At 41.0% G+C, this 17,414-nt stretch carries 17 protein-coding genes; 11 read left to right on the top strand and 6 right to left on the bottom strand.

Translation table 11 applies throughout. The features are described from left to right. Positions 1 to 226: 226 nt before the first annotated feature. Both HXY43_RS26325 and HXY43_RS26330 read right to left on the bottom strand, forming a co-directional pair. Entirely contained in the window at positions 227 to 496 is a 270-nt protein-coding gene (locus HXY43_RS26325) for a hypothetical protein (protein WP_290890076.1), read from the bottom strand. A gap of 279 nt (positions 497 to 775) precedes the next feature. After that, a complete protein-coding gene (locus HXY43_RS26330; RefSeq protein ID WP_290890079.1) occupies positions 776 to 1,003 on the bottom strand; it encodes a hypothetical protein in 228 nt (75 codons plus the stop codon). Positions 1,004 to 2,146: 1,143 nt separating this feature from the next. Here HXY43_RS26330 and HXY43_RS26335 point away from each other — a divergent pair. The 10 genes from HXY43_RS26335 (at position 2,147) to HXY43_RS26380 (ending at position 11,001) form a co-directional block, all read left to right on the top strand. Further along, complete coding sequence (locus tag HXY43_RS26335) at positions 2,147 to 3,184, top strand: transporter substrate-binding domain-containing protein (RefSeq protein WP_290890082.1); 1,038 nt, start codon at positions 2,147 to 2,149, stop codon at positions 3,182 to 3,184. 238 nt (positions 3,185 to 3,422) lie between these two features. Beyond that, a complete protein-coding gene (locus HXY43_RS26340; protein WP_290890085.1) occupies positions 3,423 to 4,202 on the top strand; it encodes an iron-containing redox enzyme family protein in 780 nt (259 codons plus the stop codon). Further along, on the top strand, positions 4,199 to 5,068 hold the full coding sequence (locus HXY43_RS26345; protein WP_290890088.1) for an ABC transporter substrate-binding protein: 870 nt from the start codon (positions 4,199 to 4,201) through the stop codon (positions 5,066 to 5,068). Before HXY43_RS26340 ends, HXY43_RS26345 begins: the two co-directional genes overlap by 4 nt. A gap of 7 nt (positions 5,069 to 5,075) precedes the next feature. Then, positions 5,076 to 5,750, top strand: coding sequence for an amino acid ABC transporter permease (locus HXY43_RS26350; protein WP_290890091.1), 675 nt, complete (start codon positions 5,076 to 5,078; stop codon positions 5,748 to 5,750). Positions 5,751 to 5,855: 105 nt separating this feature from the next. After that, positions 5,856 to 6,539 carry an ATP-binding cassette domain-containing protein gene (locus HXY43_RS26355; RefSeq protein WP_290890094.1) on the top strand — a complete coding sequence of 228 codons (684 nt, stop codon included), beginning with the start codon at positions 5,856 to 5,858 and terminating at the stop codon, positions 6,537 to 6,539. Positions 6,540 to 6,590: 51 nt separating this feature from the next. Next, positions 6,591 to 6,740, top strand: coding sequence for a hypothetical protein (locus HXY43_RS26360; protein WP_290890098.1), 150 nt, complete (start codon positions 6,591 to 6,593; stop codon positions 6,738 to 6,740). A gap of 76 nt (positions 6,741 to 6,816) precedes the next feature. Continuing rightward, positions 6,817 to 7,788: an ATP-binding protein gene (locus HXY43_RS26365; RefSeq protein ID WP_290890101.1), complete on the top strand. Its 972-nt coding sequence runs from the start codon at positions 6,817 to 6,819 to the stop codon at positions 7,786 to 7,788. Between the two features lie 371 nt (positions 7,789 to 8,159). After that, entirely contained in the window at positions 8,160 to 9,725 is a 1,566-nt protein-coding gene (locus HXY43_RS26370; protein WP_290890104.1) for an ATP-binding protein, read from the top strand. Positions 9,726 to 9,766: 41 nt separating this feature from the next. After that, complete coding sequence (locus tag HXY43_RS26375) at positions 9,767 to 10,414, top strand: DUF938 domain-containing protein (RefSeq protein ID WP_290890108.1); 648 nt, start codon at positions 9,767 to 9,769, stop codon at positions 10,412 to 10,414. Between the two features lie 398 nt (positions 10,415 to 10,812). Continuing rightward, a complete protein-coding gene (locus HXY43_RS26380; RefSeq protein WP_026735216.1) occupies positions 10,813 to 11,001 on the top strand; it encodes a hypothetical protein in 189 nt (62 codons plus the stop codon). 8 nt (positions 11,002 to 11,009) lie between these two features. Here HXY43_RS26380 and HXY43_RS26385 read toward each other — a convergent pair whose 3' ends face one another. The 3 genes from HXY43_RS26385 to HXY43_RS26395 all read right to left on the bottom strand — a co-directional run bounded on the left by HXY43_RS26385 (position 11,010) and on the right by HXY43_RS26395 (position 14,767). Further along, positions 11,010 to 11,225 carry a hypothetical protein gene (locus HXY43_RS26385; RefSeq protein ID WP_026735215.1) on the bottom strand — a complete coding sequence of 72 codons (216 nt, stop codon included), beginning with the start codon at positions 11,223 to 11,225 and terminating at the stop codon, positions 11,010 to 11,012. A 272-nt stretch (positions 11,226 to 11,497) separates the two neighbouring features. Further along, positions 11,498 to 11,749: a hypothetical protein gene (locus tag HXY43_RS26390; protein ID WP_290890115.1), complete on the bottom strand. Its 252-nt coding sequence runs from the start codon at positions 11,747 to 11,749 to the stop codon at positions 11,498 to 11,500. 564 nt (positions 11,750 to 12,313) lie between these two features. Next, entirely contained in the window at positions 12,314 to 14,767 is a 2,454-nt protein-coding gene (locus tag HXY43_RS26395) for an ATP-dependent Clp protease ATP-binding subunit (protein ID WP_290890118.1), read from the bottom strand. A 387-nt stretch (positions 14,768 to 15,154) separates the two neighbouring features. Between HXY43_RS26395 and HXY43_RS26400 the strand changes: the two genes are divergently transcribed. Beyond that, positions 15,155 to 15,436: a DUF3288 family protein gene (locus tag HXY43_RS26400; RefSeq protein WP_290890121.1), complete on the top strand. Its 282-nt coding sequence runs from the start codon at positions 15,155 to 15,157 to the stop codon at positions 15,434 to 15,436. 302 nt (positions 15,437 to 15,738) lie between these two features. On the opposite strand, the gene HXY43_RS26405 is transcribed toward HXY43_RS26400, so the two are convergent. Further along, positions 15,739 to 17,208: an MlaD family protein gene (locus tag HXY43_RS26405; protein WP_290890125.1), complete on the bottom strand. Its 1,470-nt coding sequence runs from the start codon at positions 17,206 to 17,208 to the stop codon at positions 15,739 to 15,741. Positions 17,209 to 17,414 lie beyond the last annotated feature (206 nt).

Consider the following 17,414-nt stretch of genomic DNA (forward strand, 5'->3'; position numbering starts at 1 on the left):
ATGAATTTACAATTCACGGGTATGTAGAGACGTAGCATTGCTACGTCTCTACAATGATTTGGCATCGAACTACAAAAATGTATGCACACATAATTCATGACCAAATTCAGCAACGCCAACTGACCAAAGGCGATCGCAGGCAACGAGGGAGATCAAGGTAACTCACATCTTGCACCAAGAAAAATTGATGTAATTTTATTACTCAGTAAAAAAAATTGACAAACTACTAGTTAGTAATGTTTTGATTTCCTCCAGATTTTAAAAATTCAATCAAATTTTGCATTTGCTCTTGAGTGAGAACATAACGTTGGCTAGGAACTCCCTCGTGAATTATTGCGTACTTTTTCGTAGTAGCATTATTCTTCACGACCTCGATAACAAGGCTCGAACGACCAAATCCCGTACCACAAATAGTTTTCTCAAGAAATTCGGCTAGGCTTAACAAGAAGTCTTGAGGTTGATATTGACTATTTTGCTTGTTCAAGTTGGGTTTCATGATGGATTGTGTTGCAAAAACTCCTCGAAGACAAAAGATCCGTTTGGGAGAGATCTGTTATGCAGTCACTCCAACATTTCTTCCTGGTCTCGGTAACTCAGGGAAGATTTCTAATACCGTCTGGTGTTTGGGAGAATCACCTCCGGCAAAAAGTGACGCAATTTGAATGGATGCTTGAGGTTTATCAATGGTGTTTCTCAACAAAATCAATACTTTGTTTTCAGCACTTTGACCTGTATACCGTTAGTTTTTGCAACACAACCAAATCTTTTGATGTCCCTAACGCAAGGACTCAACAACGATTGCTGTTGCCATCAAACAAAACAGGATAATTCCTAAACGCAAAATCAAGTCTCTTACTAACGGTAGCAGTGGGATGACAATATATTGGCCGCCCAAAATTATTGAAACCACGTAGGCGATCGCAAAGCCTACTAATGCCAATAGAAAATACTTGAGTGATTTAGAAACCACCCTGAATAGAAGATTATGCTCGTTGTTTGTCACAGTTTTGCACCCACAATAGTTAAGTTGAAGTCTAGAGAGGGCAAAGATCAAGATAGTGCGATCGCATCATCTTTCAGGTGGAGATTTTTAGTATTGCTTCCTATAATCACGAACGTGAGACTCCTTAGCTGATTCAGATTATCCGATCGGAGATACTTACCTTAGTCACACCACGTTTAATTGACGGGTATAAAACATTGATCGTGGAATGGAGATAAACGATACAGCCTGCCCTCTCTCTTAACAATCCTTTGGAGGTTGACTATAAAGAAGCAAAGTTGCAGTTCGAGCAATATAGTAATGGAGTAATGAGCACAGAGAATAACTCAAAAAAGTAGGATCGGATTTTTACTCTCCATCATCCGTTCGTATTCTCAATAATTCAGGCAAAATTCTCCTACGCCTAAGAATTTATGGAATACCAAAACCCACCAATGTGTTATCAAAATTACATTTGTCTGGGTCTGCTATTTTTTGGAGTTACTCCCCACTACTATGAGCAAATTGGTAAATTCTTAGTTGTCACTTGGAGTAGATGACTGAGTTCAGACAAACAAAACAATTAAAATCAGTTTCGGATATCTGTACACGAACTACCACTAAGAGACTTGCCTTTAATCATGCTGCTGTCTTTCTAAGACAGTCTGCATTTTTTTTGTTAGTGAGTATTTTAACTGTATTGTGATTGACGTGTCAAGCTTTTAAAGCCAGTTGTAAATGTCAATTTATGCTTACTGTATATTAGATTAATTCGTGAGTGAACCTAGAAACCTTATAAATCAATGGTTACAACCTAATTTACGCATGCGTCTATTTAATGCTAAAACCTGGCGATCGCGTTCATTCATCTTGACTAGTAGAGAATGAACCTGAAAGGGTTCACACCCATCTCTTCGGTAATGGAATCACAGATTTCCTAAATTCGTATAATTTGACTGTCCTTTAAAGATTGTTTAGACTTCAAGTGACATGGATACACTTCTGGCATAGAATGATCTAGATTAGCTGACAGTCCGCTTAGTTGTACGCTATGCTTCAACAAAGGCAAAGTCAGTTTGAGGTAGCGCCGTTTATTATTTTTTTTTATCTTGCTTATGGATAAATTGTCTGGACATTCTATAAATGAGGAGGTGAACAACTCTTGTGGCACGTTCAACACGCAATCAATCTAAAAATAATCCATCCAAATCTGAGTTCGTTCAAGTGGTTGAAAAATACCTACAGAAAGCGGCGTGGACTAATCAAGAGTTGATGAATGAAATTCAGGTTGGAGAAGCACAGTTCTATCGATGGGCACGCGGCGACAGTGTGCCGAGAAAAGCCATTGTTAATCGGATAGCAGTATCTTTAGCACATCGGCTAGATCAAACTCAACAAAAGTTACCTCACGATCGCTTTCCAGCTTCTGATGAAATTGATGGAATAGTGAATGAACTTCTCGAAGCAGCAGGCTATAGAGCTGCTGTCAAAGGTAAAGGAGCTGATTACATCTGGCATGAAATAGCTAAAAATCAATCGTGGACACTAGGATATACTGATATCCCAACTACATGGTCACAGATTCCTGATAAACCTGGTTCTCGCCCAACTGGTTTAGCTATTGAATATGCAGAACAAATTGGTCGATTACTTGGAATTACCACAATTTGGGAATATTTGACATGGCAGGAAATGCCTCTGGCGATTAGAGAACGAAGAGTTCATGGCATTGCTCCTTTCTTTCTTGCACTACCAGAACGCTTCTTTGACTATCGTTTTTCTGAGCCATGTAGTGAAGAACCTTTCAGCCTTTCTGCTGTCATTGTGCCTGAACAGTTCAACAACTGTGTTTACCTTGAAGATTTACCTAATAGCCGTGTTGAATTGGTTCATGTTAAGGGTGAAATAGGAAGCTGGGCAGCTGCAATTCTCAGTAACTCATATCAAAATAAGGAATTTGAAGATAGAAAGAAAGCTATCAGTTATCTGTTAGCAAGTGCCAATAGAGAGAGTGAGGTTATTCCTATCTTTGTGTCTGAGAACGTAACATGCCAATACATTTCTAAGGAGAATAAACTACAAGTCATAAAAATTAAAAGATTAGAAAATATTAAGCTCGCTCCAGCATTTGCTTTTCATCCAGACGAAGAAAAACTTACTGTAGCAGTTAATTCTGCCATCAAAATACTTCCCAAAATGTAAAATATAAAATTTTTACTTTTCTGTTATCTCTGATAACAGAATCTGCTATGCTTTTTCCTTGACTAAGTTCACAAAAAATTTGCAAAGGATTGCTATATCCTTATTTTTTTATTTTTGTAGAGGCGAAATTTAAAATTGTATAAGGATTTTAAAGTTTCTCCTCTTTGATTGCTCTGAAAGATGGTAAATTTGCATCAAATTATGCCTTTTCCCTGTTTGACAAAACACTTAGAAACATGTGAGTAAAAAAGTGATAAAAACAAAATCATTATCGGATTTAGTAGAATCAGTAATAGCTAAAGAGGAATATATCTTAAGCGAATTAGCGGTGGAAGATCATCTCTGTAATACGATGACAAGTGCAGAGGGTTTGAAAAGATTTGCTGAAGCTTTCTACTTTGTGCGAGCTAACTTTTGTCGCCTTAATTTTATATTAGGTGAGCGATGTGGTTTAAATGAGTTTTTGTGGGGAGGATTGGCAAAGAACTTAATAGAAGAGTTAGGTGGAAAAAAAGGGGTAAGTCATAACCAATTATATAGAGATTTTTTAGTTTGCGCCGGAATTAACTCAGAAGAATCTTTACGAGAACCACTATTTGCGTATCAGTTCAATGCTTCCTGGGAAAAGTTTTGTAGAGATGCTACTGTTCTAGAAGCCCTTGCAGCGATCGCTGTTTACGAGATATTCGATAAGCCTGATTATGCACTTTTGCTACGTGTTGTTCAAAAAGCTGGTGTCGCAAAGCGTGGTCTTCGCTTCTTTAAAGTTCACGCAGATGCAGAACATTTTGAGATGTTTGAAGACGTAATTTCTTGGTTAAGCAAACAGGAAGCAGGAGAGGAAATTATTAATCATGCCATAAATTTTGTCTTTCAAACACAGAGAATGATGTGGACTGGTTTGCTAAATTCTTTAGATGCAACTTCGGATCAATTCTGGGCTTTAGATGAGCATCATAGGTTTGTTTTGGAAGATCAGAATTTATCTCATAGTTTTTCTGGAGCAAGTCAAACATGAGTAACAGTAAGAATAGGCTTAGGTTACTTGCATTTGGCGTTGCGCTCATTACTATTATTTTGCTTTCTCTCGCCTCGTGTACCAGTAATTCTCAACAAGCAGTTGGTAAGTTTACCTTGCAGCAGATATCCACTACTAGCAAGTTAAAAGTTGGGTATCTTGTCTTTCCACCAACAATTACCAAAAGTTCTTCTGGTGAGTTAGGTGGGCATCATGTTGAAGCAATCAAAGAAATTGCTCGATTGAATAATTGGAAACTTGAATTTATTGAGACGGATTGGGCAGGCTTTGCAGCAGGATTAAACTCTCGTCGCTTTGATGTTTCAATAGTACCTACTTTTGTAACTGTTCCAAGAGCGTTGTCGGTCTATTTCACTAGACCTCTTTTTTTTGCCGGCAACAGTGCAATAGTGCGTATTAACGATAATCGTTTTACAAGTATTGAAAGCATCGACCAACCTGGAGTTGTGGTTGCAGTTACTCAAGGTGAAGCTGGAGATGAATATGCAAGAGCAAATTTTAAGAAAGTAAAAGTTACAAGATATTCTGGTGGCGATCTATCACTTGCATTTCAGGCAGTTATAAGTGGTCGAGCAGATGTTGCGCTTGGTGATGCTTATGCGACATCACAGTTTGTAAAAGCTCATGCAACGCAGGTTAAAGATTTATTTGCTCAATCTCCATACAATTTGACTCCTGTTTCATGGGCTGTACGTCGAGGAGATGACGAACTTCTTAATTTCTTAAATAACAGTTTGAATGCATTTGACTATCAAGGATATCTGCTGAACTGGGAAAGAAAGGCTGGCGCTAACTGGCTTCATCCTAAGAAAATTTGGGAATTTACTAATAATACTAATAATTAAGTGACAAATGGACTGGAATTTTTCTGTCGTTTGGAACAATTTATTACAACTCTACTTTGCCTTTATAACAACAGTCTGGATTAGCATTGGCAGTATTGCGCTAGGAACTATATTAGGTGTACTATTAGGCGTTTTATCAGTTATTTCTTTAAATTTAATTTCATGGTTAGCTAGACTTTTTATTGAGCTTTTTCTGGCGGTACCAGCTCTTGTACTCCTAGTGTGGCTGTATTACAGTTTACCGCTGCTTGTTTCTGGCTTAGTTATTGACGGACAGAATTGTGCGATTTTAGGTCTTGGTTTAAGTCTTTCGGCGTTTGTAGCCGAGATAATTCGAGGAGGAATAAATTCAGTACCTTCTGGTGAAATCGAAGTGGCTTATTGCACAGGAATGTCACGTCTTCAAGCAATTCGTTATATCCTTATCCCTCAAGTTATCCGTAAATCCTGGCCACCCCTGATGGGACAGTACATCACGACCTATAAGTTTTCCACATTAGCATCAGTTATTGCTGTTCCGGAAATTCTGCACACTGCAAATTCAATTATTGCCCAGACTTACCGACCACTAGAAATTTATTCTGCTGTAGCAGTCATGTTTATCATTACCATAATTCCTCTGAATATTCTTCTGAGAAGAGTACAACGTGTTAAACAGCTAGGCGGAATAGAGAAAATATGATTTCTTACTGGAGCTTGACTATTAAGTTATACAAGAAAAAAGTAGAGTGATAAGAAAGAGATCATAAGTCTTTTTTCTACATATTGCTAGCCCCATATTATTGCAATGGAAAATATCTTTCTCCGTGTGGAGCGCATAGGAAAAAAGTTTAACCACACCACTGTTTTGAATACTGTCTCTTTCTCTCTAACAAAAGGTGAAAGTATGGTGATTCAAGGACCTAGTGGGTGTGGAAAAACAACTCTTTTGCGATGTCTGGCATTGGTAGAAGAAGTTGACCAAGGACGAATCATTTTTAATGGAGAGATTGTTTCTAAGCCTGGGTTCATCAAGCGGGGTTATGGTAGAAATCGCTTAGAAATTGGCATGGTATTTCAGCAATTATATCTTTGGCATCATCTGACTGTTCTTGAAAATGTGTCACTGCCCCTGTGGCTGCGTAATGGGAAAAATAAAAGGCTTGCAGACGAAGTTGCAAAGGAACAGTTAGCCCTGCTTGGCATTGAGAACAAAGCAAATGATTATCCAAATCAACTATCAGGAGGTCAACGGCAAAGGGTTGCCCTTGCACGGGCACTAGTGCATTCTCCTCAACTTCTCTTATTAGATGAAATTACTGCTAATTTAGACCCTGAAACAGCCCGCAAGGTGATAGGAATTGTCGAAAAAATTACTGCAACAGGTACATCAGTGATATTAGTTACACATTCCCACCTGAGTTTAGCAAGTTGGTCATATGTCTTGTTCTTTGATGGTACTGCATGGAAGATGTCGGGTAAGAAGGCATGAGTTGATGAAGCAGAACTGAATTAAAGTTATGATTGCAATATCTCTTAAAAATTGCGTGATATTTACGCGATCGCATTTTACTCTGAAGTAAACTCCTATCTGATCAAACCTGTTGCATTTAATGCTTTGCAAGAGATGATGCAGGTATTCAACTCCTACTGGTTGAATTTCAACCAATATTCTTCGGTTTACTTCACCTAGTATAGTCAAGAGTCAAGAGTCAAGAGTTAAAAGTTAAAAGTCAAAAGTTAAAAGTCAAAAGAATTGTATCCTGGGCTTGCCATCCCTAGAGGAGGCTCAGTCATTTATTCGCGAGCAACTTCACTCTTTTATCACCAATCATCTATTTGAGCAAAACTGGGAACGGGAAGTGCAGATCCAACGCTCTGATGGTACTAACGTTTGGGTATTATTTATCGAAACCCTCAATCAGCTTGATGGTGAAACCTTTATTGATGGCTTATTGGATGATATTACAGACCGCAAGCAAGCAGAAGCAGAAATTCGCCAGTTCAACCAAACGTTAGAACGTCGAGTCCAAGAGCGCACAGCTCAATTAGAAGCTATTAACCGCAAATTAGAGGCTTTTGCCTACTCAGTATCCCACGATCTGCGATCGCCAATTCGCCAAATAGACGGATTTGTAAATCTATTAAAAGAACACCTGGAAGCAATAACCAGCGATGAAACTAGCCTATATTATCTAAAAGCAATTTTAGAATTAACTAGCCAAGCAGGCAAAATGATCGACGACTTGCTAGTTTATTCCCCTACCGGACGGACAGAAATGCATTACTCTACTGTCGATATGAACCGTCTGGTTTGGGAGGTGAAGTTGCAAATTGACATGGTTATTCCCGACCAACGCATAATTTGGTACATACTGCAACTACCCCACGTGTGGGGCGATCGCTCTTTGTTGCGTTTAGTGTGGCAAAATTTGATCGAAAATGCGGTTAAGTTTACTCGACCCTGCCAGCAACCAGTCATTACTATTGGCAGCATTGATAGCGAACAAGAAACTGTTTTTTTCATGCGAGACAACGGCGTTGGGTTTGATATGCAGTATGCCAATCGGCTATTTACTATATTTCAACGCCTTCATAGCCAAACACAGTTTGAAGGGACAGGTTTAGGACTTGCAAATGTCCAACGGATTATCTATAGACATGGTGGTAGAGTTTGGGCTGAAGGAGCTATAAATAACGGAGCAACAATATACTTTACTCTGCCAAAAGTTAGTAAGTAGTTGTTTGTTGTTTGTTGTTTGTTGTTCGGTGTTTCTGCTAAACACTAACTACTAGCCCTGTCAAAGCGGGTTAAAAAAGTCCAATTTGCTTGTGATTTTGCTTGGTGTCTTAGTGTCTTGGTGTTTTATAAAATCTATTTTTTCACCACAAAGGCACAAAGACACAAAGAAAACTTGATGTTGAAGGTTGCACCTTGACAGGGATACTACTAACCACTAACTACTAACCAACAACATACTTGGAATCTACATCGTAGGCTAGATGTCTAGATCCATCAAATCCCTTGAAAATAATGCTACAAAGCTCCCGTTTATTTTTCCTATTTATTTATATAGGAAAGCTGCGATCCGAAGTTCATAATAATAATATCATGATGCGTATTCTGCTGCTAGAAGATTCTTGGGCAGACGCCGAACTCATCGGTGCAACCTTGAAAAGGAGTGGAATAGATTGCGAATTAGTGCGGGTAGAAACTCGCACTGGGTTCGTAGAAGCTCTCAAAAGCGAAACCTTTGATTTGATCCTGGCAGATTACGCCCTTCCCTCCTTTGATGGATTCTCCGCTCTAGAGTTTGCTCATGCCATCTGTCCCCATGTACCGTTTATTATTATTTCTGGGATATTGGGCGAAGAAAGAGTGATTGAAACTCTCAAAGGCGGTGCTACAGATTATGTATTAAAACAACGTTTGGAGCGACTAGCTCCGGCAGTGCAGCGAGCATTACGGGAAGCCAAGGAACGAGAATCACTCAGGCGAGCAGAAGCGGAATTACGAAAAAGTGAAGAATTATTCCGCACCTCTGTGGAAACAATACTGGACTGCTTCGGTATTTACTGTGCGATTCGTGACACATCAGGTGGAATAGAAGACTTTCGCATTGAGTATGTGAATGCAGCTGCCTGTGAAAATCACGGTATGACAGCAGAGCAACAATTGGGCAAGCGACTGTGCGAATTAATGCCCGTGCATCGAACAAGTGGGCTGTTTGCGGAATACTCTCAGGTAGTAGAAACTGGTCAACCACTAGTGAAAGAATTATTGCTCTGCGAAGAATGCGATGGTCAGCAGCATATTACTAAAGCTTATGATATTCGGGCTGTGAAATTTGGGGATGGGGTGGTTGTGACTTGGCGCGATACAACACAACGCCGACAAGCTGAGGAAGAACGTAAACAATTAATTGCCCGAGAACAAGCAGCCAGAACTGAAGCCGAAGCCGCCAACCGCCTCAAAGACGAGTTTTTAGCGATTGTTTCCCATGAATTACGTACCCCACTTAACTCCATGTTGGGGTGGACGCAGATACTGAGAACTCGGCAAGTAAATGAAGCGATCGCCACAAAAGCTTTAGAAACAATTGAACGCAATGCTAAACATCAAAAAAAACTGATTGAAGATATTCTTGATGTCTCGCTGATTATTCAAAACAAACTACGTTTGGAATTACAACCCGTCTACCTAGTTCCCATCGTCTATGCTGCAATAGACGACATCCTACCATTGGCTCAGGCAAAGTCTATCCAACTAGAGCCTATCCTCAGTCCATTTATCGGTCGAGTCATGGGAGACGCGGAACGCTTGCAGCAAATTGTTGTGAATCTCCTTTCTAACGCCATCAAATTTACTCCCCCTGCTGGTCGAGTGCAAGTTGAACTGGAGCAAATCAACACATTTGCTCAAATTACGGTCAGCGATACTGGACAAGGCATCAGTCCTGATTTTCTGCCCCATGTATTCGATCGCTTCCGGCAAGCAGATGGTACAACAACGAGAAAATTTGGGGGACTGGGATTGGGACTAGCCATTGTTCGTCATTTGGTTGAGATGCATCATGGTAATGTTTATGCTGCCAGTGAGGGAATCGGTAAAGGAGCCACCTTTACAGTGCAACTGCCAATTCACCAAATAGGCTTGGAATTGCAAAAACCGCTATAGTTGCTGTGATTAACCTTGCTCAACAAACTGTTACAAACTTGATGAATATATCACAAGACGAGCGGCAATACGCCCCAGCAACGCAGCGCAATCGCGAACCGATTCTAGAGGTGCTTTTACGAGTATTACCTACAACTGGTACTGTTTTAGAAATTGCTAGCGGTACTGGAGAACATGCAGTGTTTTTTGCTCCTCGTCTAACACCTCGCAAATGGATACCTTCCGACCCCAATCCCAAGTATCGTGCCAGCATTGCTGCCTGGAGAAAACATTTGCCTTGTGACAATCTTTACTCGCCTCTGCACATTGATGTACGCGAACCAGTCTGGGCAGTAGAAAAAGAAGCACCTATCGGTGCGCCACCAATTACAGCCATAGTCAATATCAACATGATCCACATTTCACCGTGGTCTACTTGCTTGGGACTAATTGCAGGTGCGAGTCGCATTCTTCCGTCTGGTGGTATTCTCTATTTGTATGGAGCATTTAAGCAAGGTGGAAAACACACTGCACCGAGTAACGCAGCTTTTGATGAATATCTACGTACCCGCAATTCAGAATGGGGTCTGCGTGACCTCGACGACGTTGTAGCAGCAGCGAAGACGCAAAATCTGACTTTGCTAAATACTTACCAAATGCCAGCCAATAATCTTTCAGTAGTATTTCAGCGAAGCAATTTGGCGATGTGAACATGCAGTAATTTTTGCTTGGAAGAAATAAGCTTTTTCCTAGTGGTTCATCGCATTAATTATGAGAGGTTTGTAGTGAGCTATTTATCGCTCAATTTCAAAGGCTAAAGCCCTAACTACGAACTTTCACAAGAACGCACATGGCGATCGCTGTTTAGCGTACAACTGACTAGATGATACCAAGTTGTGTTCAGATACAGCAATTCGTGCCCTCTCCCAAATTGGGAGAGGGGTGCCGACAGGCGGGGTGAGGGAAGTACTATCTTTGTATGTATGAATAGCAACCTGAGCTTATATCTGATTAGATTCTCATCGAAATAGTGCTATAATTCTTAAGGATTTCTTTATATCTAGTCCAGCTTACGGCTTCTGTTAACCAGAAATAAGGAAAAAGCAGTATGGTCAGACGCGGTGTTTCACTCGTAGAGGCTGCTAGGCGTTTACACATGAGTCAAAGCCATCTGTTTATGGCTTTGCAAAAAGGTGAGATTCCCACTTTTAGAAGAGATGGGCGAACTGTAGTTTCCCAAGGAGCGTTAAGGGAATATCAAGCTAGGAAACGTCTTAGTGACACTTATCGGTATTGAAGCGTGCTTTATGCTAAACGTGCCATAGCTAAGTCACGTATTAACGCAGTTCTAGAGTAAAGGTAAGCGCTAATAGTGCTATTCTCTTCACTATTGAGCGCTTTTCTATTGTCAAGCTGTTTTAATAAGTGCTTAACTAAATCTGTGTCACTGACTTCTAAAAGAGCAGTGGGCTGGATTTGTTCAATCACAGACCAGAGAAAACGTAAAGTTGAAGAGTTCATAATTCATACCTCTGGTGGTACTATTTGAAATCTAAAGAAAAACTTAAAAACATCTTAGCTCCTAAATCTAAAGAAAATCTTAAAGATTACAAATAGTAACTAATTTGATGAAAATCTAAATATTAACTTCACACTTCTAAATTTAATGGCTCGCGAAAATCCCCACCCTTCCCAATTTCACCTGTCGCGATCGCAGTTTTGAGCAAGCATAAGGAGTGCGACAACTAGTCACACTCCTCTAGATCATACTTTTCACAATTTATATAAATTTTCTAGTACCACTCTGAAAAATATGATTCGCTTGACTCGGGAAAGTGGAGAATGTAAGTTTCAACAACAGCTTCTAAAACTTTACGCCTCAAGTCTAAAGGGAGTTTTTCAAGCTCAGACACAACCTTTAGCAAGTCATCCGTTGATTTCATTTTATCTACCCACTGGACTATCTGCGCCTTGTAGTCGTCTGAGTCGTATTCCGTGCGATGTGAATCCACATCGGAGAAATTTGGTTCTTGATTATGCTGCATTTTTATAAATTTTTTTTACAATTACATTTAAGATATATTATTTTTTTAAACAAACACTAAAGCATACATTATCTATGCCTTCAAAAAAACTTATTTGAAGATTCCTCAAGAATATATTTGAGTTTTTATACTTATATGACTTCTCAAAAATGGTTCGTAGTAAGCACTTAAGTGCTTACTACAAGCCAATAGTATTTGTAGTCATTTTTTTGAGAAATGGTATTAGTGGGAATTGAGATGTTATTGCCGTTATATGACGATTTTGCATCATCTCTATCCGGTATTTAGATATTAATTCTTCATATCGTTAAGCTTTGGTGATATTTTGCCAAAAGAAGTATTCTAACTTTTTCCTAAAACGTGAGCAGTGAAAGAGACCGTGGTAGCGGCAGGCTTACTAATGAAAAAACCTCTGGTATTTATCTCTACCAGAGGTAAACCAGAGGTAAAAAATCACCATTTCACCCAATGTTTGCCAGAGGCTGTGCTACATCGCTCCTCTAGGCAACGTAGGAGCGAGAGTGTTTCTAAAATGTTAGCGCAACAACGTGACTGGTATAAATATTACCCTACATTTGCCAACATTAACTCTCGTTTTTCTGACTTGCGTACTGTCACTTGACCGTCATCATCAACATCAACAATAGCTGTATCGCCTTCTGTAATTTGACCAGACAGCATGGCTTCTGCCAGAGAATCTTCGAGGAGGCGCATAATCGCCCGACGCAACGGTCTAGCACCGTAGCTGGGGTTATAACCTTCTTGCAGCACACGTTCTTTGAAGCGATCGCTCACTTCCAAGGCGATACCTTTTTCAGTTAGGCGGCTAGTCACTTCTTTCAGCATGATGTCAGCAATTTGCTTGACTTCATCTTTATTGAGTTGGGTGAAGACGATAATTTCATCGAGACGGTTGAGAAACTCGGGACGGAAGTAAGCTTTGAGTTCCTCGTTCACCAAGCTACGAATGCGGTTGTAGCTTGCTTCGGCTTCATCTTCGCCAAACTGGAAGCCCAAACCACCGCCACCTTTTTCAATTACTCGTGAACCGATGTTGGAAGTCAAAATAATCAGCGTGTTCTTAAAGTCTACTTTCCGACCTTTGGCGTCAGTAAGATGACCGTCATCCAAGATTTGCAGCAGCATATTGAATACATCGGGGTGTGCTTTCTCGATTTCGTCGAACAGCACTACTGTGTATGGTCTGCGCCGCACAGCTTCAGTGAGTTGTCCGCCTTCGTCGTATCCAACATAACCAGGAGGCGAACCAATCAGCTTGGAGACGGTATGGCGTTCCATAAACTCAGACATATCCAGACGAATCATCGCTTCTTCAGAACCGAAGAAGTAAGCTGCCAATGACTTCGCCAATTCTGTCTTACCTACTCCAGTTGGCCCGGAAAAGACAAAGCTAGCAATAGGTCGATTGGGATTTTTCAACCCTACACGGGCACGCCGGATGGCACGTGATACAGATGTAACTGCTTGCTCTTGACCGATGAGGCGCTGATGCAATGTGTCTTCTAAGTGCAGCAGCATTTCCGACTCAGACTCGGTCAGTTTGTTAACTGGTACGCCAGTCCAAGAGGCGACGATTTGAGCAATGTCTTCCTCGTCAACAATAGGCTTATTGACAGATTGTTCGTTTTGTGAATCTGCTAGTTGAGCTTCGAGATCCAACTCGCGATCGCGCAGTTGTGAAGCTTTGTCAAAATTTTGCGCTCTAACGGCTTCGTCTTTAGCTTTGCCTACAGCAGTTAATTCGCGCTTGGTTTCGCGATTCGCAGAAACCATTGAACTCCGCAGACGTACGCGGCTTCCTGCTTCATCAATCAAGTCGATGGCTTTGTCTGGCAAGAAGCGATCGCTAATGTAACGGTCGGATAAATTAGCGGCTGCAACTAGTGCTTGATCGGAAATGTTGACTCTGTGGTGTTGCTCGTAAGCCGAGCGCAAACCATGTAGAATCTGAATCGTTTCTTCTACCGAGGGTTCACCAACCATGATTGGTTGGAAACGACGCTCTAAAGCGGCATCGCGTTCGATATGCTGACGGTACTCATCAAGAGTTGTTGCACCAATGCACTGCATTTCACCCTTGGCCAATGCTGGCTTGAGGATGTTGGCAGCATCCATGCCACCTTCTACACCACCAGCACCAACTAATGTGTGAATTTCATCAATCACTAGGATGATATTGCCTACAGAGCGGATTTCATCCATGATTTTCTTGAGGCGTTCTTCAAAATCGCCACGGAAGCGAGTGCCTGCCACCAGTAACCCCATGTCAAGGCTAATAACTTGCTTGTCTTGCAAAATGTCGGGGACATCTTGGTTGGCAATGCGTTGTGCTAGACCTTCGGCGATCGCCGTTTTACCAACTCCTGGTTCACCAATCAAAACGGGGTTATTCTTCGTGCGACGACCAAGAATTTGGATAGTGCGTTCAATTTCTTTAGTGCGACCGACTACAGGATCGAGCTTACCTTCTTGTGCTAATTTGGTGAGGTTTCTACCAAATTCCTCTAAAGTTAATGTTTGGGTTCGTCTGGGAATACCACTACCACCTGCACTTACAGGTGTAGCCTCACCCAAGCGACGAATTACTGCGGTGCGTATATTTTTGAGATCAACCCCCAAATTTTGCAGTACTTTGGCGGCGACTCCTTCACCCGCCTCAGTTAATCCCAAAAGTAAGTGTTCAGTACCAATATAGTTGTGTCCTAAACTACGAGCTTCTTTAAAAGATTGCTCGAACAAAGTTTTTACTTTGGGGGTAAAAGGAATTTCCGGTGGTAGGTAGCCAGAACCCCGACCAATAATTCTTTCGACCTCGCGACGTGCATCTTTGAGAGTAACGCCCAATTCAGTCAGCACTTTGGCAGCAACCCCATTTCCTTCTCCCAGCAAACCCAGGAGAATCTGTTCAGTTCCTACGAAGTTGTGACCCAGGCGTCTAGCTTCCTCCTGAGCGAGCATAACTACTTTAATAGCTTCGGAAGTGAAATGTTCAAACATAGCGGGTTTTGCTCCCTTGCTGCTTGGGCTTTGGGTAAAGTTACTTTCACCCTCACCTGAATTATTGTCTACTTTTCTTAAGGACAATGTATCTTTATTTAAAGTGTAACGGCAGTGGGGAGAGCCGTAAGATTTTAGGTGTGGTAGCCGTCTATTTTTGGAGAAAATAGAAGAGTGCGGGAGTGAGAGAGAGGGAGATGGGGAGAGTGGGGGAATAACCACTAACTACTATCTACTAACCACTAACCACTAACCACTAACCACTAACTACTATCTACTATCTACTAACCACTAACTACTATCTACTAACCACTAACTACTATCTACTAACCACTAACTACTAACCACTAACCACCAACAACCAACAACCAACAATTACCAACCATTATGAACAAAGATCAACAGCATCCTCTATACAATCGCGATCGCTCTCTTGTAAATAGTTTAATAGCTGGTGAAGCGACAGACTACAACCTTGCCGAACTAGCGAGATTGCGAATTCGCTATCAAGGCTTTCCTGGTGCAAGAGACATTCAAAGCGATCTAGATAAAATTTTACAGCAATGGGGTATTACCGAAGCAGAGCTATTTGAGAAAACTCGCGCCATTCATGCCGTTGGTGGAATTTATAAAAGCCGCTCAAAAAAAGAAGAACAAGATTGGAATTAGTCATTTGTTATTCTTCCTATCACCCCATCATTCCGTCTTCCTATTAAATTTGCTGTAAGCGGTTAACATCACCAAGAACCTCGAATTTTTGATTCTCACTGAGATCTCAGCCCAACTATTTAAAATTGTAAATCGATTGACTTGGATTGAGCAGCTAAACTTATAGTATAAATTACTACTTCAATCTGTACGGTGAGGTTAACCGAACAAACATTCAAATGCAGCTTGCTATATCGGGTAGGTTCACATCCCTGCTTTCGTCAGCTAAAACTTGATGGGTGTGGCTAACCCAATCTTCATTTTTAATTATTTTTAAGGTATTGCCGTTGGTTGTTGCGATCGCGTAATTTCTGCAATAGCTTTTCTTGGGATGAGGTAGGGGTGTCCTGACTGATGGTGGATTGAAATTGTTGGTTCTCCAATTGCTTTTGTGGGGATGAAGTAGAAGTTTCTAGAGTGACAGCTGGTTGAAGTTGTTTGTTCGCAATCTTTAAAGCAGTAGGTGGAAAGTAAAATGTCGTCTGTTGTTGGCTTTCACCTGTTTTGCTTTTTGCTGCATTTGGGTTTCTAACAGCTGTTTTAACTGCATCTAGCGTATTTGCAACCTCGACTTGCTGCTGCATCTGTTGGGTAGAAGACACCAAAGTACTTAGACCATTAACCAGTTGCCTGAGATTTTCCCGAAAACTTGGATCGCCAGTCAATTCGTCCAAATCAGATGTAATTTTCTGGGTGTTTTCAAATGTTACCCGTGCAGAATCTAGAGTTTGTTGTAATACTAAGAGGTTATTAGGATCGTTGAGTGCTCGACTAGCATCGCGCAAATTAGCCGACGCTTGTGCAGCATTTGCTGAGAGAGTTTCTAAATTTTGCACTAACTCTCCTTGCGTCAAACGATTTAAAGTAGGCGACAGGCCAGCAACTGTAGTCCGCAGTTGATTGCTGGTTTCGGTAATATTGTTTAAGGCTGAAACTAGTGAAGAACGATTAGTTGTTACCAGGCTATCCAGGTTTTTTAGCAATTGATTGGCTTGATTTGCAGTTGAACTAATACTCTTTGCTGTGGTACTGAATTGATTGACAGTTTGACTAGTAGATGTACTGACTCTATCTGCTGCATCTGCTACAGAATTTGCAGCAGTTGAAAAATTATTCAGCTGTCTTTGTGTGGTTCTGGTCAAACTGGTGATTTCGCGGCTAAGAACAGCTACTTGAGCCGCTGCATCGGAGGCATTTTCTAGTGCTTCATTAAGATTTTCATAGACTTTCGGTTGAGTATAAAGAGTAGCCAAGTTAGTGCTGGAGCGAATCAACTCATCCAAACTGATGCCTATTTGACCTTGTAATCGTGAACGATCGCAAATAATTAGACTAGGGTCACAATCTCTGTCTAAGGGTTTAGCTATTGCAGTTCCAGTTGGTAAAGTTGATTCGGGTGTGATGTCAATAATGCTTTCGCTAATCAGACCGGATTGATTGGCTTCGACTCTGACATCACGGGGGATAACTAAGTTGGGATTAGCGATCTCTATTTCTACTTCCACATTGTTTGGCCCTGGTCGGATGGCAGAAATATTACCTACCTTAACGCCACGATAGCGAACTACTGACCCTTTTTGCATACCACCAGCATTGGCAAATTCCACAACGGCTTTGTATGAACTCTGAGCAGCGGTAAATCTATTTAGCCAGAGGATAATCACTCCAAATACAGCTGCTCCCAGGAGGATTAGTAACCCCACAGAACCTTCTCGAAATGTGCGCGATCGCATTTTTGTTTCCTCCCTCTTCGATTTTGGATTTTAGATTTTAGATTTTAGATTAGTACTGGTTAGTGGATAGTGGTTAGTGGATAGTGGATAGTGGATAGTGGATAGTGGTTAGTGGATAGTGGTTAGTGGATAGTGGTTAGTGGATAGTGGATAGTGGTTAGTGGTTAGTGGTTAGTGGTTAGTGGATAGTGGATAGTGGATAGTGG

It is taken from the genome of Fischerella sp. (assembly GCF_013388695.1).
Lineage (GTDB): Bacteria > Cyanobacteriota > Cyanobacteriia > Cyanobacteriales > Nostocaceae > PCC9605.